The 26,694-nt window shown below is 67.8% G+C and carries 22 protein-coding genes; 15 read left to right on the top strand and 7 right to left on the bottom strand.

The genetic code is table 11. The features are described 5' to 3' along the window. Window position 1 precedes the first annotated feature (1 nt). The 11 genes from JHE00_RS06950 (at window position 2) to JHE00_RS06900 (ending at window position 17,665) form a co-directional block, all read left to right on the top strand. Window positions 2-838 (top strand): MlaE family ABC transporter permease, encoded by an 837-nt coding sequence (locus tag JHE00_RS06950; protein WP_200316034.1) that lies wholly within the window; start codon window positions 2-4, stop codon window positions 836-838. After that, window positions 835-2,187, top strand: a complete 1,353-nt coding sequence (locus JHE00_RS06945) for an MCE family protein (protein WP_200316032.1) — start codon at window positions 835-837, stop codon at window positions 2,185-2,187. Before JHE00_RS06950 ends, JHE00_RS06945 begins: the two co-directional genes overlap by 4 nt. Next, the gene (locus JHE00_RS06940; protein ID WP_200316030.1) at window positions 2,184-3,218 is read left to right on the top strand and encodes an MCE family protein; all 1,035 of its coding nucleotides are present in this window, start codon (window positions 2,184-2,186) and stop codon (window positions 3,216-3,218) included. The genes JHE00_RS06945 and JHE00_RS06940 overlap by 4 nt, the downstream gene beginning before the upstream one ends. Then, window positions 3,215-4,201 (top strand): MCE family protein, encoded by a 987-nt coding sequence (locus JHE00_RS06935; protein ID WP_200316028.1) that lies wholly within the window; start codon window positions 3,215-3,217, stop codon window positions 4,199-4,201. Before JHE00_RS06940 ends, JHE00_RS06935 begins: the two co-directional genes overlap by 4 nt. Continuing rightward, window positions 4,198-5,382: an MCE family protein gene (locus JHE00_RS06930; RefSeq protein WP_200316026.1), complete on the top strand. Its 1,185-nt coding sequence runs from the start codon at window positions 4,198-4,200 to the stop codon at window positions 5,380-5,382. Before JHE00_RS06935 ends, JHE00_RS06930 begins: the two co-directional genes overlap by 4 nt. Continuing rightward, a complete protein-coding gene (locus JHE00_RS06925; protein ID WP_200316024.1) occupies window positions 5,382-6,590 on the top strand; it encodes an MCE family protein in 1,209 nt (402 codons plus the stop codon). Before JHE00_RS06930 ends, JHE00_RS06925 begins: the two co-directional genes overlap by 1 nt. Next, on the top strand, window positions 6,590-7,849 hold the full coding sequence (locus tag JHE00_RS06920) for an MCE family protein (protein WP_200316022.1): 1,260 nt from the start codon (window positions 6,590-6,592) through the stop codon (window positions 7,847-7,849). Before JHE00_RS06925 ends, JHE00_RS06920 begins: the two co-directional genes overlap by 1 nt. Before the next feature lie 36 nt (window positions 7,850-7,885). Continuing rightward, the gene (locus tag JHE00_RS06915; protein WP_230423152.1) at window positions 7,886-8,524 is read left to right on the top strand and encodes a hypothetical protein; all 639 of its coding nucleotides are present in this window, start codon (window positions 7,886-7,888) and stop codon (window positions 8,522-8,524) included. 26 nt (window positions 8,525-8,550) lie between these two features. Next, window positions 8,551-9,714 carry a hypothetical protein gene (locus tag JHE00_RS06910; protein WP_200316020.1) on the top strand — a complete coding sequence of 388 codons (1,164 nt, stop codon included), beginning with the start codon at window positions 8,551-8,553 and terminating at the stop codon, window positions 9,712-9,714. A gap of 454 nt (window positions 9,715-10,168) precedes the next feature. After that, window positions 10,169-13,660, top strand: coding sequence for a DNA-directed RNA polymerase subunit beta (rpoB, locus tag JHE00_RS06905; RefSeq protein WP_200316018.1), 3,492 nt, complete (start codon window positions 10,169-10,171; stop codon window positions 13,658-13,660). A gap of 93 nt (window positions 13,661-13,753) precedes the next feature. Further along, a complete protein-coding gene (locus JHE00_RS06900) occupies window positions 13,754-17,665 on the top strand; it encodes a DNA-directed RNA polymerase subunit beta' (protein ID WP_200316016.1) in 3,912 nt (1,303 codons plus the stop codon). A 70-nt stretch (window positions 17,666-17,735) separates the two neighbouring features. Here JHE00_RS06900 and JHE00_RS06895 read toward each other — a convergent pair whose 3' ends face one another. From JHE00_RS06895 to JHE00_RS06885, 3 genes are read right to left on the bottom strand one after another with little or no spacing between them, the layout of a single operon-like run. After that, window positions 17,736-18,317, bottom strand: coding sequence for a hypothetical protein (locus JHE00_RS06895; RefSeq protein ID WP_200316014.1), 582 nt, complete (start codon window positions 18,315-18,317; stop codon window positions 17,736-17,738). 2 nt (window positions 18,318-18,319) lie between these two features. Continuing rightward, window positions 18,320-19,456, bottom strand: coding sequence for a WXG100 family type VII secretion target (locus JHE00_RS06890; protein ID WP_200316012.1), 1,137 nt, complete (start codon window positions 19,454-19,456; stop codon window positions 18,320-18,322). A 23-nt stretch (window positions 19,457-19,479) separates the two neighbouring features. Then, window positions 19,480-19,797 carry a WXG100 family type VII secretion target gene (locus JHE00_RS06885; protein ID WP_200316009.1) on the bottom strand — a complete coding sequence of 106 codons (318 nt, stop codon included), beginning with the start codon at window positions 19,795-19,797 and terminating at the stop codon, window positions 19,480-19,482. A 142-nt stretch (window positions 19,798-19,939) separates the two neighbouring features. Here JHE00_RS06885 and JHE00_RS06880 point away from each other — a divergent pair, with 142 nt between their 5' ends. Then, entirely contained in the window at window positions 19,940-20,461 is a 522-nt protein-coding gene (locus JHE00_RS06880) for a DinB family protein (protein ID WP_200316007.1), read from the top strand. Here the strand turns inward: JHE00_RS06880 and JHE00_RS06875 are convergent. Genes JHE00_RS06875 through JHE00_RS06860 form a run of 4 tightly spaced genes read right to left on the bottom strand, consistent with a single transcriptional unit; the run spans window position 20,458 to window position 23,215 of the window. Then, window positions 20,458-21,186, bottom strand: a complete 729-nt coding sequence (locus JHE00_RS06875) for a hypothetical protein (RefSeq protein ID WP_200316005.1) — start codon at window positions 21,184-21,186, stop codon at window positions 20,458-20,460. The two genes, JHE00_RS06880 and JHE00_RS06875, sit on opposite strands and share 4 nt — an antisense overlap. Then, a complete protein-coding gene (locus JHE00_RS06870) occupies window positions 21,179-22,303 on the bottom strand; it encodes a hypothetical protein (RefSeq protein ID WP_200316003.1) in 1,125 nt (374 codons plus the stop codon). The genes JHE00_RS06875 and JHE00_RS06870 overlap by 8 nt, the downstream gene beginning before the upstream one ends. Beyond that, window positions 22,296-22,640: an ESX-1 secretion-associated protein gene (locus JHE00_RS06865; RefSeq protein ID WP_200316002.1), complete on the bottom strand. Its 345-nt coding sequence runs from the start codon at window positions 22,638-22,640 to the stop codon at window positions 22,296-22,298. Before JHE00_RS06865 ends, JHE00_RS06870 begins: the two co-directional genes overlap by 8 nt. Beyond that, window positions 22,637-23,215, bottom strand: a complete 579-nt coding sequence (locus JHE00_RS06860) for a YbaB/EbfC family nucleoid-associated protein (protein WP_200316001.1) — start codon at window positions 23,213-23,215, stop codon at window positions 22,637-22,639. The genes JHE00_RS06865 and JHE00_RS06860 overlap by 4 nt, the downstream gene beginning before the upstream one ends. A gap of 403 nt (window positions 23,216-23,618) precedes the next feature. On the opposite strand from JHE00_RS06860, the gene rpsL reads away from it, so the two are divergent. The 3 genes from rpsL (at window position 23,619) to fusA (ending at window position 26,627) form a co-directional block, all read left to right on the top strand. Beyond that, complete coding sequence (rpsL, locus tag JHE00_RS06855) at window positions 23,619-23,993, top strand: 30S ribosomal protein S12 (protein ID WP_003102113.1); 375 nt, start codon at window positions 23,619-23,621, stop codon at window positions 23,991-23,993. Next, the gene (gene rpsG / locus JHE00_RS06850) at window positions 23,993-24,463 is read left to right on the top strand and encodes a 30S ribosomal protein S7 (protein WP_200316000.1); all 471 of its coding nucleotides are present in this window, start codon (window positions 23,993-23,995) and stop codon (window positions 24,461-24,463) included. Before rpsL ends, rpsG begins: the two co-directional genes overlap by 1 nt. A 64-nt stretch (window positions 24,464-24,527) precedes the next feature. Further along, a complete protein-coding gene (fusA, locus tag JHE00_RS06845) occupies window positions 24,528-26,627 on the top strand; it encodes an elongation factor G (RefSeq protein ID WP_200315999.1) in 2,100 nt (699 codons plus the stop codon). Window positions 26,628-26,694: the final 67 nt, after the last annotated feature.

Below are 26,694 nucleotides of genomic sequence, written 5' to 3'. Positions count from 1 at the left end.
GATGCCCTTCTCCCAGAACGCGAAGAAGCTCGCGAACCGTCCACTCGAGACGCTCGACACGCTCGGCGACCAGATGTCGTTCTACCTGCGCGCGCTCGCGTGGGCACCGAGGACGATCCGGCGCTACACCAAGGAAGTCCTGCGCCTGCTCGCCGAGGTGAGCTTCGGCTCGGGCTCGCTCGCCGTCATCGGCGGCACGGTGGGCGTGATGGTCGGCCTCACGTTGTTCACCGGTGTGCTCGTGGGCCTGCAGGGCTTCTCGGCGCTGAACTCCATCGGCACGTCGGCGTTCACCGGGTTCCTCACGTCGTTCTTCAACACCCGTGAGATCGCGCCGCTGGTGGCCGGGCTCGCGCTGTCGGCGACGGTCGGTGCCGGGTTCACCGCGCAGCTGGGCGCCATGCGGATCTCCGAGGAGATCGACGCGCTCGAGGTGATGGGCGTGCCGAGCCTGCCGTACCTGGTGACCACGCGGATCATCGCCGGGTTCGTCGCGGTGATCCCGCTGTACGTGATCGGGCTGCTGAGTTCCTACCTCGCGTCGCGGCTGGTCGTCATCTACATCTACGACCAATCGGCGGGTACCTACGACCACTACTTCGACATGTTCCTACCACCGCAGGACGTCTTCTACTCGTTCCTGAAGGTGCTGATCTTCAGCGTGCTGATCATCCTGACGCACTGCTACTACGGCTACCGGGCCTCCGGCGGCCCCGCCGGCGTCGGTGTCGCGGTGGGCCGGGCCGTGCGGCTGTCGATCGTCACCGTCGCCGTGGTGAACTTCTTCATCGGCTTCGCCATCTGGGGCACCGACACGACGGTGAGGATCGCGGGATGAGGGGCGCCGCCATGGTCACGTTGCGCCGCAGGCTGCTGGGTCTGCTGCTCATCGCCGTGCTCGTCGGTGGGGTCTACCTGAGCATCGCGATCTACAACAAGAGCTTCACCAAGTTCGTGAGCGTGACGCTCGAGGCCGAGACCATCGGCAACCAGCTCGCGGAGAACTCCGACGTCAAGGTGCGCGGGCTGATCGTCGGCAGCGTCGCCGACATCTCGCCGACCGAGTCGGGCTCCCAGCTGACGCTGCACCTCGACCCGCAGCAGGCGCCGCTCGTGCCGAGCAACGTCTCCGCGAGGTTCCTGCCCAAGACGTTGTTCGGCGAGCGGTTCGTGTCGTTGGAGATCCCGCAGCAGGCCTCGCCGCAGGCGCTGCGCGACGGCGACGTCATCCCGCAGGACCGCACGTCCAGTGCCATCGAGCTGGAGCAGGCGCTCGAGAACCTGATGCCGGTGCTGCAGGCGGTGCAGCCGCAGAAGCTCTCGAGCACGCTCACCGCGATCTCGACAGCGTTGCAGGGCAGGGGAGAACAACTGGGCGCGACGCTGTCCGAGTTGGGCGCCTACGTCGGCGAGCTCAACCCGCACCTGCCCGCGTTGCAGCAGAACCTGCGTGAGCTCGCGGAGTTCTCGGACAACCTCAACGTGGCGGCGCCGGATCTGGTGCGCACGCTCGACAACCTGCGGACCACGAGCCGCACCGTGGTGGACCAGGAACAGAACCTGCAGACCCTCTACGGAACGCTCACCACCGCCTCCACGGACCTGCGGTCGTTCCTGGAGGCCAACTCCGCGAACCTCATCAGCCTCGGCGAGACCGCGCGGCCCACGGCCGAACTGCTCGCCGAGTACTCGCCGGAGTACCCGTGCTTCATCGGGCAGATGGCCGACCTGCTGCCGCGCATCGACGAGGCGCTCGGCAAGGGCACCGATCAGCCCGGCCTGCACGCGACCATCGAGATCACCACCAACCGCGGTCCCTACGAGCCGGGCCAGGACGAGCCGGTCTACGGCGACAAGCGCGGGCCGCGCTGCTACGCGATGGACGAGTACCCGGAGCCGTTCCCGCAGTACCCGCCGGACGGGCCGCTCGTGGACGGCACTGAGGCTCCGCCGCCCGCGCGCACGCAGAACGACGGGCTGAACCCGGCCAACAACGCGGCCAACGCGGGCGGCTACAACGGCAACGGCACCACCGCGGGTGGCAACCCGGCCAACACGCCCGGCGAGTACGCGCTGCTGTCGAAGCTCATCGGGCCGGAGCTCGGGATGGAGGCGAGCGACGTGCCGGGCTGGGGCTCGCTCCTCGTCGCGCCCGCGTACCGGGGCGCGGAGGTGACCGTCGAATGAGGGGACTGGCAGCTCCGCTGACGAAGCTGATCATCTTCATCGTGGTCACCGTGGTCTTCACCGCGGTCCTCGGCATCAGCATCGCGAACGTGAACCTGACCAAGACCAACGCCTACACGGCGCGCTTCACCGACGCCGCGATGCTGCTGGCAGGCGACGACGTGCGCATCGCGGGCGTGCGGGTCGGCCAGGTCAGCGACGTCCGGATCGTCGACCGCAGGCAGGCGGAGGTGGAGTTCGAGGTCGACTCGGGCCGCACGCTGCCCGCGGGTGTCACGGCGACGATCAAGTTCCGCAACCTCGTCGGCCAGCGCTACGTCTCGCTCGACCAGGGCAACGGTGAGCCGGGAGGGAAGCTCGCGCCCGGCGACAACATCCCGGTGGAACGCACCAGGCCCGCGCTGGACCTGACCGAGCTGTTCAACGGCTTCAAGCCGCTGTTCCGTGCGCTGTCGCCCGAGGACACCAACAAGCTCTCGTTCGAGATCATCCAGGTCCTGCAGGGCGAGGGCGGCACCGTCGAGAGCCTGCTCGCGCACACGGCGTCGCTCACCACGACGCTCGCCGAGAAGGACCAGGTGATCGGTGAGGTCATCGACAACCTCAACAGCGTGCTGACCACCGTCAACGAGCGCACCCCTCAGCTGTCGGACCTCATCGTGCGGCTGCAGCAGTTCGTGTCGGGACTGGCCGGCGACCGCGAGCCCATCGGCGACGCGATCGAGTCGCTGGGCGAGCTCACCGAGACCACGTCGGGTCTGCTGGACGAGGCGAGGGCGCCGTTGAAGGCCGATATCGAGGCGCTCGGCGCGCTCGCGGGGAACCTGAACGACAGCGAACCCATCGTGGAGCACTTCATCCGTTTCCTGCCCGAGAAGGTCACCAGGCTGTCCGCGACCGCGGACTACGGCTCGTGGTTCAACTTCTTCCTCTGCTCGGCCGAGGGCAGCGTGCAGATCCCGGGTCTGATGTCCGCGCCGGTCGACGTGCCGGTCGCGCCCGTGAGCAGGGAGCGGTGCATCTCGCCATGAAGAGCTTCCAGAAGCGCAACCCGATCCCCATCGCGATCGTCGGCATCGTGCTCATGGTGCTGGGCACTGTGGCGGCGCTGAACTCCGACGACCTGCCGATCATCGGCGGGGGCACCACCTACACCGCCGACTTCAGCGAGGCCGCGGGTCTGCAGGCCGACGACGAGGTCCGCGTCGCCGGGGTCAAGGTCGGCAAGGTCACCGACGTCGAGCTGGCAGGCGACCGGGTGCGGGTGTCGTTCAAGGTCAAGGACGCGTGGCTGGGCGATCGCACCAGTGCGGCGATCAAGATCAAGACCCTGCTCGGCCAGAAGTACGTGGCGCTCGACCCGCTCGGCGAGAACACGCTCGACCCGGCGCAGACCATCCCGCGCGAGCGCACGGTCGCGCCGTACGACGTGCTCGAGGCCTTCCGCGGGCTCTCACAGACCGTGGACGAGATCGACACCGACCAGCTCGCGCAGAGCTTCGACGTGCTGTCGGAAACGTTTGCGGACACCCCGGACGACGTGCGCGGCGCGCTCAACGGGCTCTCGCAGCTCTCCGACACCATCGCCTCGCGCGACCAGCAGCTGTCGACCCTGCTGTCCAACACCCGGCAGGTGAGTCAGACGCTGGCCGACCGCGACGCCGAGCTGACGAGGCTCATCGAGGACGGCAACCTGCTGCTCGACGAGCTGTCCAGGCGGCAGCAGGCGATCTCGTCGCTGCTGCAGGGCAGCCAGGCACTGGCCACCGAACTGCAGGGCCTCGTCGACGACAACCGCGGCCAGCTCGATCCCGTGCTGACCCAGCTCGACCAGCTCACGGCGATGCTGCAGCGCAACCAGGACTCGCTGTCCGAAGGCATCCGCCGGTTCGCGCCCTTCATCCGGGTCTTCAACAACACGATCGGCAACGGCCGCTGGTTCGACAACTACATCTGCGGACTGCTGCTGCCGTCGGTCGGCCCGCTGAACGAAGAGGGGTGCAACGCGCAATGACCGACACCCGCTTCGGACAGAGCCTCGTGCGTGGCCTCACGATCGCGTGCGTCCTCGGACTCGTGGTGGCCGGCGCCCTGTGGTGGACGCTCAAGGACGCGGGCCAGAAGCACGCGACGGCGTACTTCTCGAGTTCGGTCGGCCTCTACGTCGGCAACAGCGTGCGCGTGCTCGGCGTCGAGATGGGCGAGGTCACCGGCGTCGAACCGCAGGGAGAGCGCGTCAAGGTCGAGATGACCTACGACCGCGCCGTGTCGATCCCCGCCGACGCGCAGGCCGTGATCGTCGCGCCGTCGCTGGTGTCCGACCGCTACGTCCAGTTCGGGCCGGCCTACACCGGCGGCCCCACGCTCGACGACGGCGACACGATCCCGCTCAACCGCACCGCCGTGCCGCTCGAGGTCGACGAGCTCAACGAGAGCCTGAGCCGCGTCTCGGAATCGCTCGGCCCGAACGGCGCCAACGCCGACGGCTCGCTGTCGAACCTGCTCGACACGCTCTCCGACAACCTGGACGGCAACGGCAAGGCGCTCGGCGACACGATCAACAGGCTCAGCCAGGCGGCAGGCACGCTCTCCGGCAACTCGGGCGACCTGTTCCAGACCGTCGAGAACCTGGCCAAGCTCTCCAGGACGCTGGCCGACAGTGACGGCCAGGTGCGCGAGTTCGAGACGCAGCTCGCCGACGTCAGCTCGTTCCTCGAGGGGGAGAAGGACAACCTCGCGGCCACCGTGCAGCAGCTCGGCACCACGCTCTACACCGTCCGCGACTTCGTCGAGGACAACCGCGACCGCGTGAAGTCCAACGTCGACAAGCTCGCCAGCGTCACCAGGGTGCTCGTGGACCAGCGGGCCGCACTCGCGGAGACGCTGGACATCGCGCCGCTGGCGCTGAGCAACCTGACCAACACCTACAACGCCTCGTCGGGAACGCTCGACGCGCGCGCCAACCTCAACGAGCTGACACAGCCGCCGATCGCGATGATCTGTGGCTTCCTCAAGCAGACGCCGGACGCGCTGGACGCGCTCGGCGACCTGTGCGGGGAGGTCGCCCCGCTGCTCGACGGCACGCTGCCGGTGCCCTCGCTCGCGCAGTCGGTGAACGCGCTGAACCAGGGACAGCTGCCGCCGTTGCCGGTGCCGCTGACCGACCAGCTGCTGAGCTCGGGAGGTGGGCAGTGATGCGCTGGCGCAAGAGCCTGACCGCCGTGTCGGCGGCGGCGCTGCTCGCCGTGTCGGGCTGCGGGTTCAGCGGCATCTACGACGTGCCGCTGCCCGGCGGCGCCGACCTCGGGGACAACCCGTACCGCGTCAAGGTGCAGTTCCGCGACGTGCTCGACCTCGTGCCGCAGTCGGGCGTGCGGGTCAACGAGGTGGCGGTGGGCCAGGTCGAGAACGTCGGCCTCGCCGAGAACGGCTGGACCGCCGAGGTCACCGTGCTCGTCAACGGCGACGTCGAGCTGCCGGCCAACGCGATCGCGAACCTGCGCCAGTCCAGCCTGCTCGGCGAGAAGTACGTCGAGCTCACCACGCCCACCGAGGCGCCCGCGCAGGCCTCGCTCGCCGACGGCGACCTGATCCCGGTGTCGCGCACCAACCGCAACGTCGAGGTCGAGGAGGTGCTCGGTGCGCTGTCGATGCTGCTCAACGGCGGCGGCGTCGAGCAGCTCAACGTCATCACCAAGGAGCTCAACAACACCCTCGAGGGCAACTCTCCCAACCTCCGCGCGCTGCTGAACAACGCGGAGGAACTGGTCCGCACGCTCGACGCGCAGTCGGGCGACATCACGCGCGCGCTCGACGGGCTCAACCGCCTGTCCTCCACGCTGAACTCGCAGAAGGACCAGATCGCGGGCGCGATCGAGGACCTCGGCCCGGGCCTGCAGGTGCTCGAGCAGCAGCGGGGCCAGCTCGTGACGATGTTGCAGGCGCTCGACGGGCTCTCCGGCGTCGCGGTGGACACCGTGAACGCGAGCCAGGAGGACCTGGTGGCGAACCTGCAGGCGCTGCAGCCGACGTTGCAGAAGCTCGGTGAGGCGGGCTCCGACCTGCCGAAGGCGCTCGAGCTGCTGCTCACCTACCCGTTCAGCGACGCGGCCGTCGACGGCGCCAAGGGCGACTACTTCAACCTCTACGCCACCATCGACCTCAACCTCGGCGAGGTGCTCGCCAACCTGGGCCGCAGCAGGCAGAACCCGCTGCAGGACATCCCGATCGTCGGTGACCTGACCAGCGGGCGCGAGGGCACGCCGGAGAACGCGCCACCACCGCTGCCCGTGCCCGGTTCGGAGCCGATGAGCACCCCGCAGCAGGCGCCTGGCGAGCAGCCGCCGCAGCAGCGCACCGGCGTGCAGGGGATCTTCGACGTGCTCTCGGGAGGTGCGGGCTGATGCTGGTACGCAGGACGAGGATCCAGCTCATCGCCTTCGGGATCATCTCGGTGCTGGCGATCGGCTACGCGCTCGTGCGCTTCACCGACGTCGAGAAGGTCTTCGGCGAGGGCGGCTACACCGTGAAGCTGCAGCTCGACGAGTCCGGCGGCATCTTCACCGGCGCCGAGGTGACCTACCGCGGCTACAACATCGGCAGGGTCGGCCAGCTCAGCCTCACCGAGACCGGCCTGCAGGCGAACCTGGAGATCGAGCCGGAGGCGCCGCAGGTGCCGAGCCAGCTGCACGCGCTGGTCGCCAACCGCTCGGCGGTCGGTGAGCAGTACGTGGACCTGCAGCCGGTCAACGAGCACGGCCCGTTCCTCGAGGACGGTGCCGTGATCCCGGCCGACAAGGCGCGCACCCCGGTGCCGACGGAGAAGGTGATCGGCGACCTGAACAGCCTCGCCTCCTCGGTGCCCACCGACTCGCTGCGCACCGTGGTGGACGAGTCCTACGACGCCTTCAACGGCACCGGCCAGGACCTGCAGGTGCTGATGGACACCACGCGCGACTTCACGAAGGTCGCCAGGGAGTACCTGCCGCAGACGGTGGAGCTGCTGGAACAGGGCGGCATCGTGCTGAACACCCAGAACGAGATGTCGGGCTCGCTGCGCTCGTTCAGCAGCGATCTCGCGTCACTGTCGGAGACGCTCAAGAATTCCGACGGCGACATCCGCAAGCTGATCGACATCACGCCCCAGGTGTCCACGCAGGTCAGCGAGGTACTGGCCGAGACGGGTCCTGGCCTGAGCACACTCGTGGCCAACCTGCTGACGACGTCGAACATCCTCGTCACCCGGCTCGACGGGATCGAGCAGGCGCTGGTGTCCTATCCCATGGTGTCCACCGGCGCGTTCACCGTGGCGCCCGGCGACGGCACGGCTCACCTCGGCCTCGCGCTGAACCTGTTCAATCCGCCGTCGTGCACCAAGGGTTACCTGCCGCCGGAGGAGTACCGGCCCGGCAACGAGACGAGCGAGCGCCCGCCCAAGGACGACGCGTACTGCGCCGAGCCCGCAGGCAGTCCGATCAGCGTGCGTGGCTCGCAGAACGCGCCGTTCAACGGCGTTCCCGTGGCCCCGAGCGAGGAGCAGGTGCAGCAGAACTCCACCCGCGACGAGGAGGAGCTGGCCTCGCTGCGCGGCGTTCCCGGCGTCGCGGGCAGCCCCGGACTGAGCATCACCAGCCTCGGACAGCTGGTCGGCCTGCCGGGTTGATCCAGACCACACACCCCCGACCTACCCTGGAGCGCTATGACTTCGGACGAGCCGGAACAGACACGGGTCGACGCCGAGGCGCCTGAGCAGGAGCCCGACGAGAAGGCCACGAACCCCTGGGCGGTCGCGTCCGACGATCCGACGTCGGCGCGCCCGCCGAGGTGGCTGGTGTTCGGCAGTGCCGCGTTCGCCGCGGCCGCGTTCGTCGTGGCCGTTGTCTTCGGGATCATGTGGTGGGCAGCCTCGTCCGGCGACAACGCAGACATCGCGTCCTCGCGCGAGGACGCCGTGCGCGTGGCGGGCCAGGCGGTCACCGCCTTCACCGAGGTGGACCACGAGAACCTCGACGAGTACTTCAACCGGCAGAAGTCGATGGCCACCGAGGACTTCAAGGCGCAGATCACCGAAGCCGAGCAGACCTACCGCAAGGCGATCGCGGACGCCGGCACCAAGGTGGTCTCCACGGTGCAGGACGTCGCCGTCGACGAGCTCAACGAACGCGAGGGCAAGGCCACCGCGCTCGCCACGGTGAGCACCCAGGTGACGCGTGGTGAGGAGCAGGGCACCAAGACGCTGCGCCTCGAGGTTCAGCTGATCCGGGTCGACGACAACGGCGAGCAGGTCTGGAAGGTCGCGCAGGTCGGCGACGTGCCGGTCGCGGCCACCAGCCAGTAAGCGCAACAGCAGGATCGGAGTCAGTCGTGTCAGGTTCCCGCCGTCTTCCCCGCTCGGCGCAGCCTTCCCGGCGGCCGCGCGTCGCCGGTCTGCGCAAGCCGGGGGCACCGTCGCCCGGCCCGAGGCCGCACGGCGAGCCCGAGACCACCGAGCCGGAAGGCCCGGACGCCACCGAGGCCGCGGAGGCCACCGAGGCTGTCGCCGAGCCGGAGAGCCCCGAGGCCGAGGACGCCGCCGTCGCCGACCCGGAGCGCGAGTCGGCCGAATCGGAGGGCACTGAGGTCGAGGACACCGGTGCCGCCGAACCGGAGGCAACGGACCAGGACACCGCGCTCGCCGAGCCCGAGGCGTCCGAGCGCACCGAGGGCGCTACGGACACCAAGGACGCCGCCGCTGCCGCTCCTGAGGCCGCTGAGTCGGCTGAGACGGCCCCGGAGCGGCTCGACGACGAGGAACAGACTGAGAGCGCGCGACCTGGACCGCGCCGCAAGGCCCGGGACACGGGCGCGCCGAAGCCCGTCTCCGAAGACGACGTGACGCCGGACCCCGAGGCCCCGGCCGACCAGGAACAGGACTCCAAGCGCGAGGGCCGCTTCCGCAACTCCTACGCGCTGGTGGGCGTGCTGCTGGTGGTCGGTCTGCTGTTCGCGGCGCTCGCGGTGTTCTTCCAGCTGCGGCAGAGCGACGCGTCCGCGCAGACCGAGAACGTCGCGTTGATCGACGTCGCGGGCACCGGGCAGGTCAAGCAGGCGATGAGCTCGGCGGCCGAACGGCTGTTCTCCGTCGACTACAACGACATCCCCAAGAACGAGAAGGCCGCGGACGAGCTGCTGGTCAACGACGAGGTCCGGCAGCAGTACGAGAAGTTCATGGGCGAGCTCAAGCGGCTGGCCCCCGAGCAGCAGCTGGTGGTCACGGTGAACGCCACGCGCAGCGCCGTCGTGATGCTCGACGACGACCGCGCGAAGGTCATGGTCTACATCGACCAGACCGCGGTGCGCGCGGCGGACAACCAGAACTCCACCGGCGGCGCCGCGCTGTGGCTCACCACGGAGAAGCGCGACGGGGAGTGGAAGGTGACCGACATGAACACCTACACGTCCGGTCAGCCGACCCCGGCGCCGCAGGGTGAGCAGGGCCAGCAGGGCGAGCAGCAGGGCGGCGAGGGACAGCCGCCGGAGGGGAACTGACACCGCCCAGCGGTGCGTTCAGGTCCGTCTCACCCGGTGCCCCGGTGATCTTCGGGGCGCCGACGGAGGTGTCGCGGCCGGTCGCCTCGACGGCCGGGACAACCGCCGCTCGACCAGGCAACGAGCTGAGCAGGTGTGCGGACAACCCTTGCTGCGCCAACCGATGGCAAGAGTGCGTGGGCGCTTGACTCAGAGTCCCCGGGGGTTCACGCTTACTGGCAACGGCGAGCCTTGCGGGAGGCGAGCCAGGAGACGGCCAATGAGGCTGGGCCCCGTCGGGCGCGCCCCCTCGACAAGAGTCGTCTTCGGGGCTAAACTGCTTCTTTGCGCTGCCCACTTTCAGGCTGCCCGGCTGCGGTGGCTAGGATGGTCGGCAACACCGCACCCTTGACAGTACGTGTTGCTAGTTGCTAACGCGGCTGCTCATACCGCTATGTCCCCGGAAGGACGCATCTTGGCAGTCTCTCCCGCGAACCAGGCCACTGCTGCGACCAACGCGACTCGGGAGTCAACCGGAATTCCAGGAGCACCCAAGCGAGTCTCTTTCGCGAAGATCCGCGAGCCGCTGAGTACTCCGAACCTGCTCGACGTGCAGATCCGGTCTTTCGAATGGTTTACCGGCTCGGAGGCGTGGTTCGAACGCGCCGTCGAAGAGGGCGAGGAGAACCCCGCCGGTGGTCTCGAGGAGGTCCTCAACGAGATCTCCCCGATCGAGGACTTCTCCGGTTCGATGTCCCTGTCCTTCTCCGACCCTCGCTTCGACGAGGTGAAGGCCTCCGTCGAGGAGTGCAAGGACAAGGACATGACCTACGCGGCGCCGTTGTTCGTCACCGCGGAGTTCGTCAACAACAACACCGGTGAGATCAAGAGCCAGACGGTCTTCATGGGCGACTTCCCCGTGATGACCGACAAGGGCACTTTCGTCATCAACGGCACCGAGCGCGTCGTGGTCTCGCAGCTCGTCCGTTCGCCGGGTGTGTACTTCGACCAGACCATCGACAAGACGACCGACAAGGACGTCTTCAGCGTCAAGATCATCCCGAGCCGTGGTGCGTGGCTCGAGTTCGACGTCGACAAGCGCGACACGGTCGGGGTCCGGATCGACCGCAAGCGTCGTCAGCCGGTCACCGTGCTGCTGAAGGCGCTCGGCTGGACCACCGAGGCGATCCGGGAGCGCTTCTCCTTCTCGGAGACGCTGCTCGCGACCCTCGAGAAGGACCACACGGCCGGCACCGACGAGGCGCTGCTCGACATCTACCGCAAGCTGCGTCCGGGTGAGCCGCCGACGAAGGAGAGCGCTCAGACCCTCCTGGAGAACCTGTTCTTCAAGGACAAGCGCTACGACCTCGCCAAGGTCGGCCGGTACAAGATCAACAAGAAGCTCGGCCTCGACCTGCCGTACGACAGCGGCACCCTCACCGAAGAGGACATCGTCACCACCATCGAGTACCTCGTCCGCCTGCACGCGGGCGAGGAGGAGATGAAGCCGGGCGAGACCGAGGTGCCGGTCGAGACCGACGACATCGACCACTTCGGCAACCGCCGCCTGCGCACCGTGGGTGAGCTGATCCAGAACCAGATCCGGGTCGGCCTCTCCCGCATGGAGCGCGTGGTCCGCGAGCGGATGACGACCCAGGACGTCGAGGCGATCACGCCGCAGACCCTGATCAACATCCGCCCGGTCGTCGCCGCGATCAAGGAGTTCTTCGGAACCTCCCAGCTGTCGCAGTTCATGGACCAGAACAACCCGCTGTCGGGCCTGACCCACAAGCGCCGTCTCTCGGCGCTGGGCCCCGGCGGTCTGTCCCGTGAGCGTGCCGGCATGGACGTCCGCGACGTGCACCCCAGCCACTACGGCCGCATGTGCCCGATCGAGACGCCGGAAGGCCCGAACATCGGTCTGATCGGCTCGCTGTGCTCCTACGCGCGGGTCAACCCGTTCGGCTTCATCGAGACGCCGTACCGGAAGGTCGTCGAGGGCCGGGTCACCGACCAGGTCGACTACCTGACCGCCGACGAGGAGGACCGCTTCGTCAAGGCGCAGGCCAACGCGCCGCTGACCGACGACGGTCACTTCGTCGAGGAGTCGGTGCTGGGTCGTCGCAAGGGCGGCGAGGTCGAGCTGATCGACCCGCTCGAGATCGACTACATGGACGTCTCGCCGCGGCAGATGGTGTCGGTCGCCACCGGCATGATCCCGTTCCTCGAGCACGACGACGCCAACCGCGCTCTGATGGGCGCGAACATGCAGCGTCAGGCTGTGCCGCTGCTGCGCAACGAGTCGCCGCTGGTCGGTACGGGCGTCGAGCTGACCGCCGCCGTCGACGCCGGTGACGTGCTCGTCGCCGAGCAGGCCGGTGTGGTCGAGGAGCTCTCGGCCGACATGGTCACCGTCATGCACGACGACGGCACGCGGAAGAGCTACGGCCTCTACAAGTTCCGTCGCACCAACGCCGGCACCTGCTTCAACCACCGTCCGGTGGTCAGCGAGGGCGACCGGGTCGAGAAGGGCCAGGTCATCGCCGACGGCCCGTCCACCGACGACGGTGAGATGGCGCTCGGCAAGAACCTGCTCGTGGCGGTCATGCCGTGGGAGGGCCACAACTACGAGGACGCCATCGTCATCTCGCAGCGGCTCGTCCAGGACGACGTGCTCACCTCGATCCACATCGAGGAGCACGAGATCGACGCCCGCGACACCAAGCTGGGTGCCGAGGAGATCACGCGGGACATCCCGAACGTCTCCGAGGACGTGCTGGCCGACCTCGACGAGCGCGGCATCATCCGCATCGGTGCCGAGGTCCGCGACGGCGACATCCTGGTCGGCAAGGTCACGCCGAAGGGCGAGACCGAGCTGACCCCGGAGGAGCGTCTGCTCCGCGCGATCTTCGGTGAGAAGGCGCGCGAGGTCCGCGACACCTCGCTCAAGGTGCCGCACGGTGAGACCGGCAAGGTCATCGGCATCCGCGTGTTCTCCCGCGAGGACGACGACGAGCTGCCCCCGGGCGTCAACGAGCTCGTTCGCGTCTACGTGGCGAAGAAGAGCAAGGTGCAGGACGGCGACAAGCTCGCGGGCCGGCACGGCAACAAGGGCGTCATCGGCAAGATCCTGCCGGTCGAGGACATGCCGTTCCTCGAGGACGGGACCCCGGTCGACGTCGTGCTGAACACGCACGGTGTGCCGCGTCGTATGAACATCGGCCAGATCCTCGAGCTGCACCTCGGCTGGCTGGCCTCGCAGGGCTGGCAGGTCGAGGGGAGCCCCGACTGGGCGGCGAACCTCTCCGAGGAGCTGCGGGACGTCGACCCCGGCACGAACACCGCCACCCCGGTGTTCGACGGTGCCAAGGAGCAGGAGCTCATGGGCCTGCTCTCCTGCACCAAGCCGAACCGTGACGGCGACCGCATGGTCGGCCCGGAGGGCAAGGCGACACTGCTGGACGGCCGTTCCGGCGAGCCGTTCCCGTACCCGGTGTCGGTCGGCTACATGTACATCCTGAAGCTGCACCACATGGTGGACGACAAGATCCACGCCCGTTCGACGGGTCCGTACTCCATGATCACGCAGCAGCCGCTGGGTGGTAAGGCGCAGTTCGGTGGCCAGCGCTTCGGTGAGATGGAGTGCTGGGCGATGCAGGCCTACGGCGCGGCGTACACGCTGCAGGAGCTGCTCACCATCAAGTCCGACGACGTGCTCGGCCGCGTGAAGGTCTACGAGGCGATCGTCAAGGGCGAGAACATGCCGTCGCCGGGTATCCCGGAGTCCTTCAAGGTGCTGTTGAAGGAACTGCAGTCGCTGTGCCTCAACGTCGAGGTGCTCTCCAGCGACGGGGCCGCCATCGAGATGCGCGACTCCGACGACGAGGACCTCGAGCGCGCAGCTGCGAACCTCGGCATCAACCTGTCCCGCAACGAGTCGCCTTCCGTGGACGACGTCGTGCAATGACCCAGCCGCCCGGGCGGGGGCACACCTCCCGCGTGCCCCCGCCCCGGGTAGCCGACTCCTCTAGCCGAATCAACCCCAAGGGGATGCAAGGACGTGCTGGACGTCAATTTCTTCGATGAGCTCCGGATCGGGCTGGCCACCGCCGACGACATCCGTCAGTGGTCCTTCGGTGAGGTCAAGAAGCCGGAGACCATCAACTACCGCACCCTGAAGCCGGAGAAGGACGGGCTCTTCTGCGAGAAGATCTTCGGTCCGACCCGCGACTGGGAATGCTACTGCGGCAAGTACAAGCGGGTCCGCTTCAAGGGCATCATCTGTGAGCGCTGTGGTGTCGAGGTCACTCGCGCCAAGGTGCGTCGTGAGCGGATGGGCCACATCGAGCTGGCCGCCCCGGTCACCCACATCTGGTACTTCAAGGGTGTTCCCTCGCGCCTCGGCTACCTGCTGGACCTGGCGCCGAAGGACCTCGAGAAGATCATCTACTTCGCGGCCTACGTGATCACGGGCGTGAACACCGAGCTGCGGCACAACGACCAGCCGACGCTCGAGAACGAGATCAGCGTCGAGCGCAAGAACGTCGAGGCCAAGCGCGACTCCGACATCGAGGCGCGGGCGCAGAAGCTCGAGGCCGACCTCGCCGAGCTGGAGGGCGAGGGCGCGAAGGCCGACGTCCGCCGCAAGGTCAAGGAGGGCGGCGAGCGCGAGATGCGCCAGCTCCGCGACCGGGCCCAGCGTGAGCTGGACCGCCTCGAGGAGGTCTGGTCCACGTTCACCAAGCTCGAGCCGCGTCAGCTGATCGTCGACGAGCTGCTCTACCGCGAGCTGATCGACCGCTACGGCGAGTACTTCACCGGCGGCATGGGCGCGGAGGCCATCCAGAAGCTGGCCACCGAGTTCGACGTCGACGCCGAGGCCGAGTCGCTGCGCGAGACCATCCGCAGCGGCAAGGGGCAGAAGAAGCTCCGCGCCCTCAAGCGGCTCAAGGTCGTCGCGGCCTTCCAGGCCACGGGCAACGACCCGCGTGGCATGGTGCTCGACGCCGTCCCGGTGATCCCGCCGGAGCTGCGGCCGATGGTGCAGCTCGACGGTGGCCGCTTCGCCACGTCGGACCTCAACGACCTGTACCGCCGCGTCATCAACCGCAACAACCGCCTCAAGCGACTGATCGACCTCGGCGCTCCCGAGATCATCGTCAACAACGAGAAGCGGATGCTGCAGGAGGCCGTCGACGCGCTGTTCGACAACGGCCGCCGCGGCCGCCCGGTGACCGGTCCCGGTAACCGCCCGCTCAAGTCGCTGTCCGACCTGCTCAAGGGCAAGCAGGGCCGGTTCCGTCAGAACCTGCTCGGTAAGCGTGTCGACTACTCGGGCCGTTCGGTCATCATCGTCGGTCCGCAGCTGAAGCTGCACCAGTGCGGTCTGCCGAAGGACATGGCGCTCGAGCTGTTCAAGCCGTTCGTCATGAAGCGGCTGGTCGACCTCAACCACGCGCAGAACATCAAGTCCGCGAAGCGCATGGTGGAGCGGGCCAAGCCGCAGGTGTGGGACGTGCTGGAAGAGGTCATCAACGGCCACCCGGTGCTGCTCAACCGTGCTCCGACGCTGCACCGCCTCGGTATCCAGGCCTTCGAGCCGCAGCTGGTGGAAGGCAAGGCCATCCAGCTGCACCCGCTGGTCTGCGAGGCGTTCAACGCCGACTTCGACGGTGACCAGATGGCCGTGCACCTCCCGCTGTCCGCGGAGGCGCAGGCCGAGGCCCGCATCCTGATGCTCTCGGCCAACAACATCCTGTCGCCCGCGTCGGGTCGTCCGCTGGCCATGCCGCGTCTGGACATGGTCACCGGCCTGTTCCACCTGACCAGGCTGGACGAGAACGCCAAGGGCACCGGCCAGGCGTACTCCTCGGTGGCCGAGGCCATCATGGCGTTCGACATGAAGCAGGTCGGTCTGCACGCGCCGGTGAAGATCCGCGTCAAGGACCGCCAGCCGCCGAAGGCCGACGAGGCCACGCTGCGCGAGAACGGTTGGGAGCCCGGTCAGACCTGGCTCGCCGAGACCACTCTCGGCCGCGTGCTCTTCAACGAGCTGCTGCCCGCCGACTACCCGTTCGTCAACGAGCCCCTGCCCAAGAAGCGGCAGGCGGTCATCGTGAACGACCTCGCCGAGCGGTACTCGATGACGCAGGTCGCGCAGACCCTGGACCGGCTCAAGGACGCCGGTTTCCACTGGGCCACGCGTTCCGGTGTCACGGTCGCCATCTCCGACGTGCTCGTGCCGCCGGAGAAGAAGGAGATCCTGGACCAGTACGAGGCCAGGGCGTCGCAGGTGGAGAAGCGCTACCAGCGTGGCCAGCTCTCGCACGCCGAGCGCAACAACGAGCTCGTCAAGGTGTGGGGCCAGGCGACGGAAGACGTCGCCAAGGTCATGGAGGAGCACTTCCCCGACGACAACCCGATCTCGATGATCGTGAAGTCCGGTGCGGCGGGCAACATGACCCAGGTCCGGTCGCTGGCCGGAATGCGTGGTCTGGTGTCCAACCCGAAGGGTGAGTACATCCCGCGCCCGATCAAGTCGAACTTCCGTGAGGGCCTGTCGGTGGCGGAGTACTTCATCGCCACGCACGGTGCCAGGAAGGGTCTGGCCGACACCGCGCTGAGGACCGCCGACTCGGGTTACCTGACCCGTCGTCTGGTGGACGTGTCGCAGGACGTCATCGTTCGCGAGACCAACTGCACCACCAGCCGCGGCATCAACATGGTGATCGGCGAGGACCTCGGCGACGGCAGGGTTGTGCGGTCCCAGCACGTCGAGACCAGCGCCTACGCCCGTTGCCTCGCGACCGACGCCGTCGATGCGCAGGGCAACGTGGTGCTCAACGCGGGCGACGACATGGGTGACCCGGCGATCGAGAAGCTGATCTCGAGCAGCATCACCAAGGTCAAGGTGCGCAGCGTGCTCACCTGCGAGTCGGCTCAGGGTGTGTGTGCGACCTGCTACGGCCGCTCGATGGCGACCGGCAAGCTGGTCGACGTCGGCGAGGCCGTGGGTATCGTCGCCGCGCAGTCGATCGGTGAGCCCGGTACGCAGCTGACGATGCGTACGTTCCACCAGGGTGGTGTCGCCGGTGACGACATCACGACCGGTCTGCCCCGTGTGACCGAGCTCTTCGAGGCCCGTGTCCCGAAGGGCAAGGCGCCGATCGCCGACGTCGATGGCCGCGTGCGCATCGAGGAGAGCGAGCGGTTCTGGAAGATCACGCTGATCCCGGACGACGGCAGCGAAGAGATCATCTTCGACAAGCTGTCCAAGCGGCAGCGGCTCGCGGTCGGCCCGAACGGCCCGCTGGCGGATGGTGACCACGTCGCCGTCGGCCAGCTGCTGCTCGAGGGCACGCCGGACCCGCACGAGGTGCTGCGTGTGATGGGCCCGCGCGAGGCCCAGATGCACCTGGTGGACGAGGTCCAGAAGGTGTACCGGGCGCAGGGTGTGTCGATCCACGACAAGCACATCGAGGTCATCGTGCGGCAGATGCTGCGCCGCGTGACGATCATCGACTCCGGTGCCACCGAGTTCCTGCCCGGCGAGCTGCCCGAGCGCACGCGCTTCGAGCAGGTCAACCGGCACGCGGTGGCCGAGGGCGGCGACCCGGCTTCGGGACGTCCGGTGCTGATGGGTATCACGAAGGCCTCGCTGACCACGGACTCGTGGCTGTCGGCGGCGTCGTTCCAGGAGACCACGCGTGTCCTGACCGACGCGGCGATCAACGGCCGCAGCGACAAGCTCGTGGGCCTCAAGGAGAACGTGATCATCGGTAAGCTGATCCCGGCCGGTACGGGCATCAACCGCTACCGCAACATCCAGGTGCAGCCGACCGAGGAGGCCAGGGTCGCCGCGTACGCGATCCCGTCCTACGACGACGGCTATTACACCCCGGACGTGTTCGGTACGGGTACCGGTGCCGCTGTGCCGCTGGACGACTACGACTTCGGTCGCGACTTCCGTTAAGGCACGACGGACAGGGCCCCGCAGCTTGAAGCTGCGGGGCCCTTTCGCGTTTCCGGTCGGTGTGCGGGAACTACCGGGATCGCGCGAGCGCGGCCAGCCGGTCGAGGTCGGCGAGCAACTGCTTCTTGGAGAGCCTGTGGCCGCGCCTGCCGGTCGAGAACATCCCGTCGCCGTTGCGTACCCAGCCCGAACGTGGTCGCATGCCGCTGTTGAGCTCGTCGAAGATGCCCTGCTCCCACTGCTGGATCGCCGGGTATACCGCCAGCAGCTGTCCCTGCCCCGACGCCGGGGTGGCCGCGACGGTGATCACGTAGTCGTGCCGCCAGTACCGGCGGGGCTCGCCGGGAGTCCCGGCGCTGGTGGTCGTCCGGATGCGGCGCTCGCCGGCATGCATGACCAGCCCCTGGTGTTCGCCGAGGAACTCGAGGTAGGTCCCGGGCACCGTGCCCGCGTCCCAGCCCGAGCCGCCCGCTCCCGCACCGGGAGAGATCTTCACGAGCCAGCCGCGTTGGGTCGCGAGACGCTTTGCCGCCGTGAGTCCGAACATCCTGCCCGGCAGCTTCCGAGCGGCCAACCAGCCGAGGGCCGCCACGAGCGCGGCCAGCACGATCCATCCCGCCGGGCCGTCCGGCATCCACATTCCGAGGTCCATTCTCAGATGTCCAGGTAACCCTGGGTCTCGCCCTTCGTGTAGTCGGTGCCGATCTCGTCAGCCTCGTCCGCGGCCTGCATCGAGCCCTGGTTGCGCGCGGCCTTGTCGATGCCGGCGTTGGCTCCGGTGCCCGCGCCGACCTGCGCCGCGGCCGTGTCGGAAAGCACCCCTCCCATCGACGATCCGAAGCCGCCCTGCAGCCGGTCGCCGAGCATGCCGTCCTTGCTCCACATCCGGTCCACGGACTGCGTGAGCGGGTTCCGGCCCGCGCCGGACAGCGCCGCGTCGGCGGCATGGCTGCGCGTCAGCTTGCTGTCCATGGCGCGCTGGAAGCCGGTCTTGAGGTCGCCGAGCCTGCCCCGCAGGCTGCGCAGGAAGTCCATGATCTTGTCGAGTAGCCTGCGCAGCTTGGCGATGGTCTGCGCCACGCGGCCGCCGGTGGTGGCGGCGCGGGTCGCCGTGGCCGTGCCCGCGGCGGCGGTCGACGCGCCCGCGGTGGGGACCGCGGCGGCCAGAGCCGGGATCCAGATCATGATCAGCCACGTGATCAGCTCGGTGAGCAGGGCCTTGATGAAGTCCTCGACCACCGACATGATCATCGCCGACGTCGACAGCATCTCGGCGACCTCGCCCGCCTGGCCCGCGACACCGTCGATGCCCTTGGCGAATTCGCCGAGCTTGGTGCCCGCGGCCTCCGACGCGTCGCCGCCCCAGCCCTGCAGCGAAGTCTTGAGCTCCTCGTCGAACTTCTGCCGCAGCTCGACGACACCCTGGCCAATGGCGGTGAAGTTCTCGGCGGCCTGCGTGAGCGCGGGGCCGTCGCCGCTGACGAAGTGGATCGCGTCCTCGAGCGGCTGGCACACCGAGATGAGGAAGTCGAGGCCCTGCCCCACGAGCCAGCCGATGGGGTCGGTCGCGATGCCGAGCGCGGCGCCGCCGAGCCCCTGGACGAACCCGGAACTCTCCGACACCAGGCCCGAGATCTCCGATCCGGTCGCTCCGTCGGTCAGCTTTCCGGCGGCGTCGAAGGCCTTGATCGCACCGCCCGCGAGCGGGATGGCCTCCTTCGCCTTGTCGCCCCAGTCCTTCTCGCCGGTCGTGATCGTGACGCCGCCGGCCTCGGTCTCCGTCTCAGCCATGTCCTAGCTCCTGTTGTCCGCGCTCACTTGCCGAGTTCGACGTTCATGCCGTTGAGGAGCTCCTTCACGGCGTCCTCGTGCTGCCGGTAGCCGTCCGCGGCGGCTTTGAACTTGTCGGAACCGGACTGCAGGCCGGCTTCCATGCTGGCGAACATGTCCTTGAGGTCAGCGAGCATCTCGGTGTAGTCGCCCTTCACGAACAGGCCCACGACGCCCCAGGACTCGTCGCCGACGTCGGCCGTGTCGACGAGTCCCGAGATCTGGCTCGCGGTGTCCTTCTGGCCGCTGAGCTTGTCGGCGTAGGAGCGCAGTTCGTCCTCGTCGACATTGAATCCGGTCATGGCCGGCCCTCCCTGGTTGCCGAGTGCGCGCTCATCGTGCCTCATGTGCCACGAGCTCCGCAGGCGGTCCTTTCAGTAACCCTTAACCATTTGTCAGAAAATGTCGCTGGTGCCCTGATCTCGGGGCCCGCACCATGGGTTCGTGATCACCCCGGATGACAAGGACTGGACGTGGGTGCTGCTGCGGCGGTGCCCCGAGTGCGGCTTCGAGGCCGGTGCGGTGGACAAGGGCGCCGTGCCCGCGCTGCTGCGCGCGAACGCGCTGGCCTGGCGGGACGTGCTCGCCGCGGACGACGTGCGCGTGCGTCCCCGGGCCGACAGGTGGTCGGCGCTGGAGTACGCGTGCCACGTCCGGGACTGCTGCCGGATCTACGACCGCAGGCTCGCCCTGATGCTCGCTCACGAGGGCCCGGAGTTCCCGAACTGGGACCAGGACGTCACGGCCGTCGAGGCCGCCTACGGGGAGCAGGACCCCGCCGTGGTCGCCGACGAACTCGTCGAGGCCGCCGAGGTACTGGCGACGAGTTTCGAACGCGTCTCGGGGGAGCAGTGGCAGCGCACCGGTCACCGCTCCGACGGCGCCGACTTCACGGTGGACACCTTCGCGCGCTACTTCATCCACGACCCGGTGCACCACCTGCACGACGTCACCGGGCAGGACTAGCTGCCTCGAAAAGCCTGCTGCGGAAGGCGTTCCACGACATCGATCAGCAGGTCGAGATTGGACAGCAGCACCTTTTCTTCGAGTGGCCCGAAGAACTCGGAGCGGAGCACGCCCGATTCGAACTCGAGGAACTTGTCCCGGTACCTGGCGCCGTAGAGCAGCAGGTCGACCATCGGACCGGTCAGCACCGTTCTGGCGAAGCCCTCGTCCGCCGCCGCGACCTCGAAGGCGTCATCGAACCTCGGCACACCGAGCGGAAAAACCCTCAGTGCGTCGCCCCGGTAGGTGAGCCCCGCCGGAGTGCGTCCCGCGATGCGCAGGTGCGGGGTCGGCGGAATGCGCACCTGGGCGATGTTGTGCTGTACGCGAATGTAGCGCCTGTTGTGTCCGGGCGTTCGGTGGTTGAACGTGTAGTCGACGCCCAGTGCCTGGTGGCCGCGGTAGGAGAACTCGACGGCCTGGTCGAACTGATCCAAGGGGCCGGTCAACGGCTTCGGGCTGAGGATGTCCCGGGGTCCGGGCAGCACTCCGAACGAGGGCCGGGTGCCGGTCCGTGTCGTGTGGACTGTCCCATTGAGACGTTGAGCCAGCCCGGCGATGCCGACGACTCGGTCGACCTTGTTCCTGTGTCTGCGAGGCATGACGACGAAGAGGTGATGCAACCCGAAGACGATCAGCGCCACCACGAGGACGACGCCGATAGCGGGGCCGATGTACTCAGACATCGAGGTCTCGCCTGGTCTCCGCGTCCGACTGCTCCGTACCGATCTCGTCGTAGTCCGCGATCTTGTCCGCGTTCGCGGACTGGTCGAGCTGGTGCTTCACATAGCCCTGCGCGAGCTCGCCCCCCTCCTTGCTCGGGTCGAGGCCCGTCACCTGGTTGACGGCTTCCTTGGCGCCCGACGTGAGGCTCTCCTTGCCCGCGATCGCGATCTTGCGGCCCATGCTCTGCCCGGCGTGCATGCCTGCGTCACCTGCCGCGTCGGTGACGGACTTGCGGGCGGCCTCCATGATGCCGCCCTTGGCGAAGGTCTGCTGGAGCTCGGCGAACCAGGCCTTGATCTTGTTGAGCAGCTCGGTGAGCTTGTTGACCTTCTGCGTGGTGCTGCTGACCGTGGTGGTCGCCTGCGTCGTGGTGGCGGTTCCGGCGGCCGCGGTCGAGGCGCCCGCGGTCGGGATCGCGGCGGCGAGCGCGGGCACCCAGATCATGATCAGCCACTTGACGAACTCGGTGATGATCGCCTTGAGGACCTCCTCGACGACGGTCATCAACATGCTGGAGGCCTGGAGGATCTCCGCGACGTTGCCGGACTTGGCGGCCACGCCGCTGACGCCGTCGGCGAAGTTCGCGAGCGCGGCCTTGGCGGCCTCCGACGCCTCGCCGCTCCACCCGGACAGCGCCTCGTCGGCGACGCGGACGAAGTCGTCGCTCATCGCCTGGAAACCATCGCCGATGCTGCCGAAGTTGCCGGCGGCCTCCTCCAGCGCGGGACCGTCGCCGGTCACGGCGTGCAGCGCATCCTGCAGCGGCTGGATCACGGCGAGGAGGAAGTCGAGGCCCTGTCCGATCAGCCAGCCGAGCGGATCGGAGGCGATCTCCATCGCCGTGCCGCCGATCGACTGGACGAACCCGACGGTGTCGTTGAGCAGCGACGCCGCGTGGTTGGCGACGTCACCCACGTCGGGGTCCTTGCCGGGGCCCTCGACCAGGCTGCTGACGAGTCCCACGCCGCCGCTGATCGGGCCCGGCAGGGCGCCGGGGATGTTGCCGGTGTTGATGAAGCCCGAGTCGTCCGAGACCTCGACCTCGACGCCCTTGGTGGCGTCCCGCACGTCAGCCACGAGGCCTACCTCCGCCAGAGGTCTCAAGCTGGGTCAGCACGTTCTTCAGCAGGCGGATCACCTCGTCGTCCATCGCCCGGTACTGATCGGCGGCGGCGCCGATCTTGTCCGAGGCGGACTGGAGTCCCTCCGCCATGCTCGTCAGGTGTCGCTTGAGTTCGCCGAGGGTCTCGGTGTACTGGCTCTTCGTGAACAGCCCGACGACTCCCCAGGACTGGTCGCCGACGTCGGCCTTGGCGACGAGGTCGGCGAACTTGCCGGCCTGGCCCTGGTAACTACCCAGGTTCTCCCGGTACTTCCGCAGCGCCGGGAGGTCGACGTCGTAGCCGCCGCTCATCGCCGGTCGTCGTTGTCGAAGAGGTTCTGCAGGAACGCGTCGCCCGCGGAGCTGCCGGAGGCCGGAGGCGGGGGAGCCTGCTTGCCGCGGTCGTCGGCGTCGTCGAACACGCTCTGCTCGGAGTAGTCGTCGTGGTGCTCCTCCTCGGCCGAGCGCGTACGCGGCTGCCCCTCCGCGACCTCGGCCCGGAATTGCTCGGGGTCCTTGCCGAACAGCTGTGCCTGGCTCTCGACAACCCGGTCGCTCAGGCCGAGGCCCGAGCCCATGTGCTCCTCGACGATCGCGGCCTGCTTGCGCGCCGCGTCGGCGACGGCCTGCTGGACCGTGGAGAGCAGGGCCGCGGCGAGCGCCTTCGGCTGCTGTTCCATGGCCTTGTCGGTCAGCTGGATGTCCTTGAGCGCTCCGCCGGGGCCCGCGACGACGGTGACGGAGCGGTCGGCCGAGACGGCCATTCCCTCGAGCTCGGCGACGGCATTCTGCATCTGGCCGAGATCGGCGAGCTGGTCGTCGACCTTCTTGATCTTCGACTGGAACTTCTCGAACTCCGCGACGAGTTGCTCGAACTCCGCTGACACGGTGGCCTCCCCGGACTATGGTTGCTGGAACCGACCCAGCACGACGCGGCCTCATGATGAACTATCGGACCCCGTTTCCGGATGGTCATCCGGTAAACTGGTGGGTGCAAGTCACCCGTCCGTATCGCGTCGTCGGTCGTAACCGACCCCCGATGTGGTCGCTTTGAACTCGGGCGGGTATCTTTGACGACCGTGCCCGGCAGCTGTCGGGCCACTCCGTGTGCCTGTTGGCTCATGTGCCGGTGCCTCGTGCCCGGCTCGCGACCCCCGGGCCAGACGGAGTTCCACGGCAATCCCGGTGGGAAGTTAGCGGATCGAAAGATCCTGACGCGGGCCGACACGCCCGACCTCGGGGACCGGGGAGACAACGTAGAGCTACAGGACGCGACAGAAAGCTGGTCCATTGCCCACGATCCAGCAGCTGGTCCGCAAGGGCCGCCAGGACAAGGCTGCCAAGCAGAAGACTGCGGCCCTCAAGGGGAGCCCGCAGCGGCGCGGCGTGTGCACCCGCGTGTACACCACGACGCCCAAGAAGCCGAACTCGGCGCTGCGCAAGGTCGCGCGTGTAAAGCTGACCAGCGGCATCGAGGTCACCGCCTACATTCCCGGTGAGGGCCACAACCTCCAGGAGCACTCGATGGTGCTCGTGCGTGGCGGCCGTGTGAAGGACCTGCCGGGTGTTCGATACAAGATCATCCGCGGTTCGCTCGACACGCAGGGCGTGAAGAACCGCAAGCAGGCGCGCAGCCGGTATGGCGCGAAGAAGGAGAAGAGCTAATGCCCCGCAAGGGTCCGGCCCCGAAGCGGCCGTTGATCGCTGACCCGGTCTACGCCTCGCCGCTCGTCACGCAGCTGGTGAACAAGGTGCTGACGGACGGCAAGCGCTCGCTGGCCGAGCGCATCGTCTACGGCGCACTGGAAGGCGCTCGCGAGAAGACGGGCACGGACCCGGTCGTCACGCTGAAGCGCGCGCTGGACAACGTGAAGCCCACCCTCGAGGTGAAGAGCCGGCGCGTCGGTGGTGCCACCTACCAGGTGCCCATCGAGGTCAAGCCCGGTCGGTCGACCACCCTTGCGCTGCGCTGGATCGTCTCCTTCGCGCGGGCCCGCCGCGAGAAGACCATGATCGAACGTCTGCAGAACGAGCTGCTCGACGCGAGCAACGGCCTCGGGGCAAGCGTGAAGCGCCGCGAGGACACGCACAAGATGGCCGAGTCCAACAAGGCATTCGCCCACTACCGCTGGTGATTGCCGCCCGGCAGCCGACCCAAGCCAATGCCGGGCCCCACGCTTGAGACAGGGGAACACTGAAGTGGCACGTGACGTGCTGACAGACCTGAACAAGGTCCGCAACATCGGCATCATGGCCCACATCGACGCCGGTAAGACCACCACCACCGAGCGGATCCTGTTCTACACCGGGATCAACTACAAGATCGGCGAGGTGCACGACGGCGCCGCGACGATGGACTGGATGGAGGAGGAGCAGAAGCGGGGTATCACCATCACCTCGGCTGCTACCACCACCTTCTGGGCCGACCATCAGATCAACCTGATCGACACTCCGGGTCACGTCGACTTCACCGTCGAGGTGGAACGCAACCTGCGAGTGCTCGACGGTGCCGTCGCGGTCTTCGATGGCAAGGAAGGCGTCGAGCCCCAGTCCGAGCAGGTGTGGCGTCAGGCCGACAAGTACGACGTCCCCCGGATCTGCTTCGTCAACAAGATGGACAAGCTCGGTGCGGACTTCTACTTCACCGTGAGGACCATCGAGGAGCGCCTCGGTGCGCGCCCGCTGGTGATTCAGCTGCCGATCGGTGCCGAGAGCGACTTCCAGGGCGTCATCGACCTGGTCCGTATGAAGGCGCTGACCTGGCGCGGTGACGTCAAGAAGGGCGAGGACTACGCGGTCGAGGACATTCCGGCCGACCTCGCCGACAAGGCCGCCGAGTACCGCGAGAAGCTGGTCGAGGCCGTCGCGGAGACCGACGACGCCCTGATGGAGAAGTTCTTCGGCGGCGACGAGCTGTCCGAGGCCGAGATCAAGGGCGCCATCCGCAAGATGGTCATCGAGCGGTCCTCCTTCCCGGTGCTGGCCGGCTCGGCGTTCAAGAACAAGGGCGTGCAGCCCATGCTCGACGCCGTTCTGGACTACCTGCCTTCGCCGCTCGACGTCCCGCCGGTCGAGGGCACGCTGACCGACGGCGAGACTCCGGCCACGCGCAAGGCCTCGGTCGACGAGCCGTTCTCGGCGCTGGCGTTCAAGATCGCCGCGCACCCGTTCTTCGGCAAGCTGACCTACATCCGGGTCTACTCGGGCAAGGTCGCCTCCGGCGCTCAGGTCATGAACTCGACCAAGGAGCGCAAGGAGCGCATCGGGAAGATCTTCCAGATGCACTCCAACAAGGAGAACCCGGTCGACGAGGCCCAGGTCGGTCACATCTACGCGGTGATCGGTCTGAAGGACACGACGACCGGTGAGACCCTGTCGGACTCGCAGAACCCGATCGTCCTGGAGTCGATGACCTTCCCGGAGCCGGTCATCAAGGTTGCCATCGAGCCGAAGACCAAGGCCGACCAGGAGAAGCTCTCCACCGCGATCCAGAAGCTCGCCGAGGAGGACCCGACGTTCCGGGTCAGCCAGGACGAGGAGACCGGTCAGACGATCATCGAAGGTATGGGCGAGCTGCACCTCGAGGTGCTCGTCAACCGGATGAAGTCCGACTACAAGGTCGAGGCGAACATCGGTAAGCCGCAGGTCGCGTACCGCGAGACCGTCCGCAACACGGTCGAGAAGCTCGACTTCACCCACAAGAAGCAGACCGGTGGTTCTGGTCAGTTCGCGAAGGTGATCGTCAAGCTCGAGCCGCTGCAGACGGCCGACGGCGCGATGTACGAGTTCGACAACAAGGTGACCGGTGGTCGCATCCCGCGGGAGTACATCCCGTCGGTCGACGCCGGTGCGCAGGACGCCATGCAGTACGGCGTGCTCGCGGGCTACCCGCTCGTCGGGTTGAAGTTCACCCTGTTGGACGGTGCGTACCACGAGGTCGACTCCTCGGAAATGGCCTTCAAGATCGCCGGTTCGATGGCGATGAAGGAAGCCGCGAGGAAGGCGAACCCGGTACTGCTCGAGCCGATGATGGCCGTCGAGGTCACCACCCCTGAGGACTACATGGGTGACGTCATCGGTGACCTGAACTCCCGCCGTGGCCAGATCCAGGCCATGGAGGAGCGGTCTGGCACGCGCGTCGTCAAGGCGCTCGTGCCGCTGTCGGAGATGTTCGGCTACGTGGGCGACCTGCGGTCGCGCACCCAGGGTCGTGCGAACTACTCCATGCAGTTCGACTCCTACGCCGAGGTTCCGTCGAACGTCGCTAAGGAAATCATCGCCAAGGCGACGGGGGAGTAACTCTCCACCAGCACCCAACGCGGGCGCGAAAGGGGCTCCCCCTAAGGTCCGCACAACCGACCAGATC

The organism is Prauserella cavernicola, assembly GCF_016595675.1.
In the GTDB taxonomy this organism is placed as follows: Bacteria; Actinomycetota; Actinomycetes; order Mycobacteriales; family Pseudonocardiaceae; genus Prauserella_A; species Prauserella_A cavernicola.
This window is presented reverse-complemented; position numbering and strand designations above follow the sequence as displayed.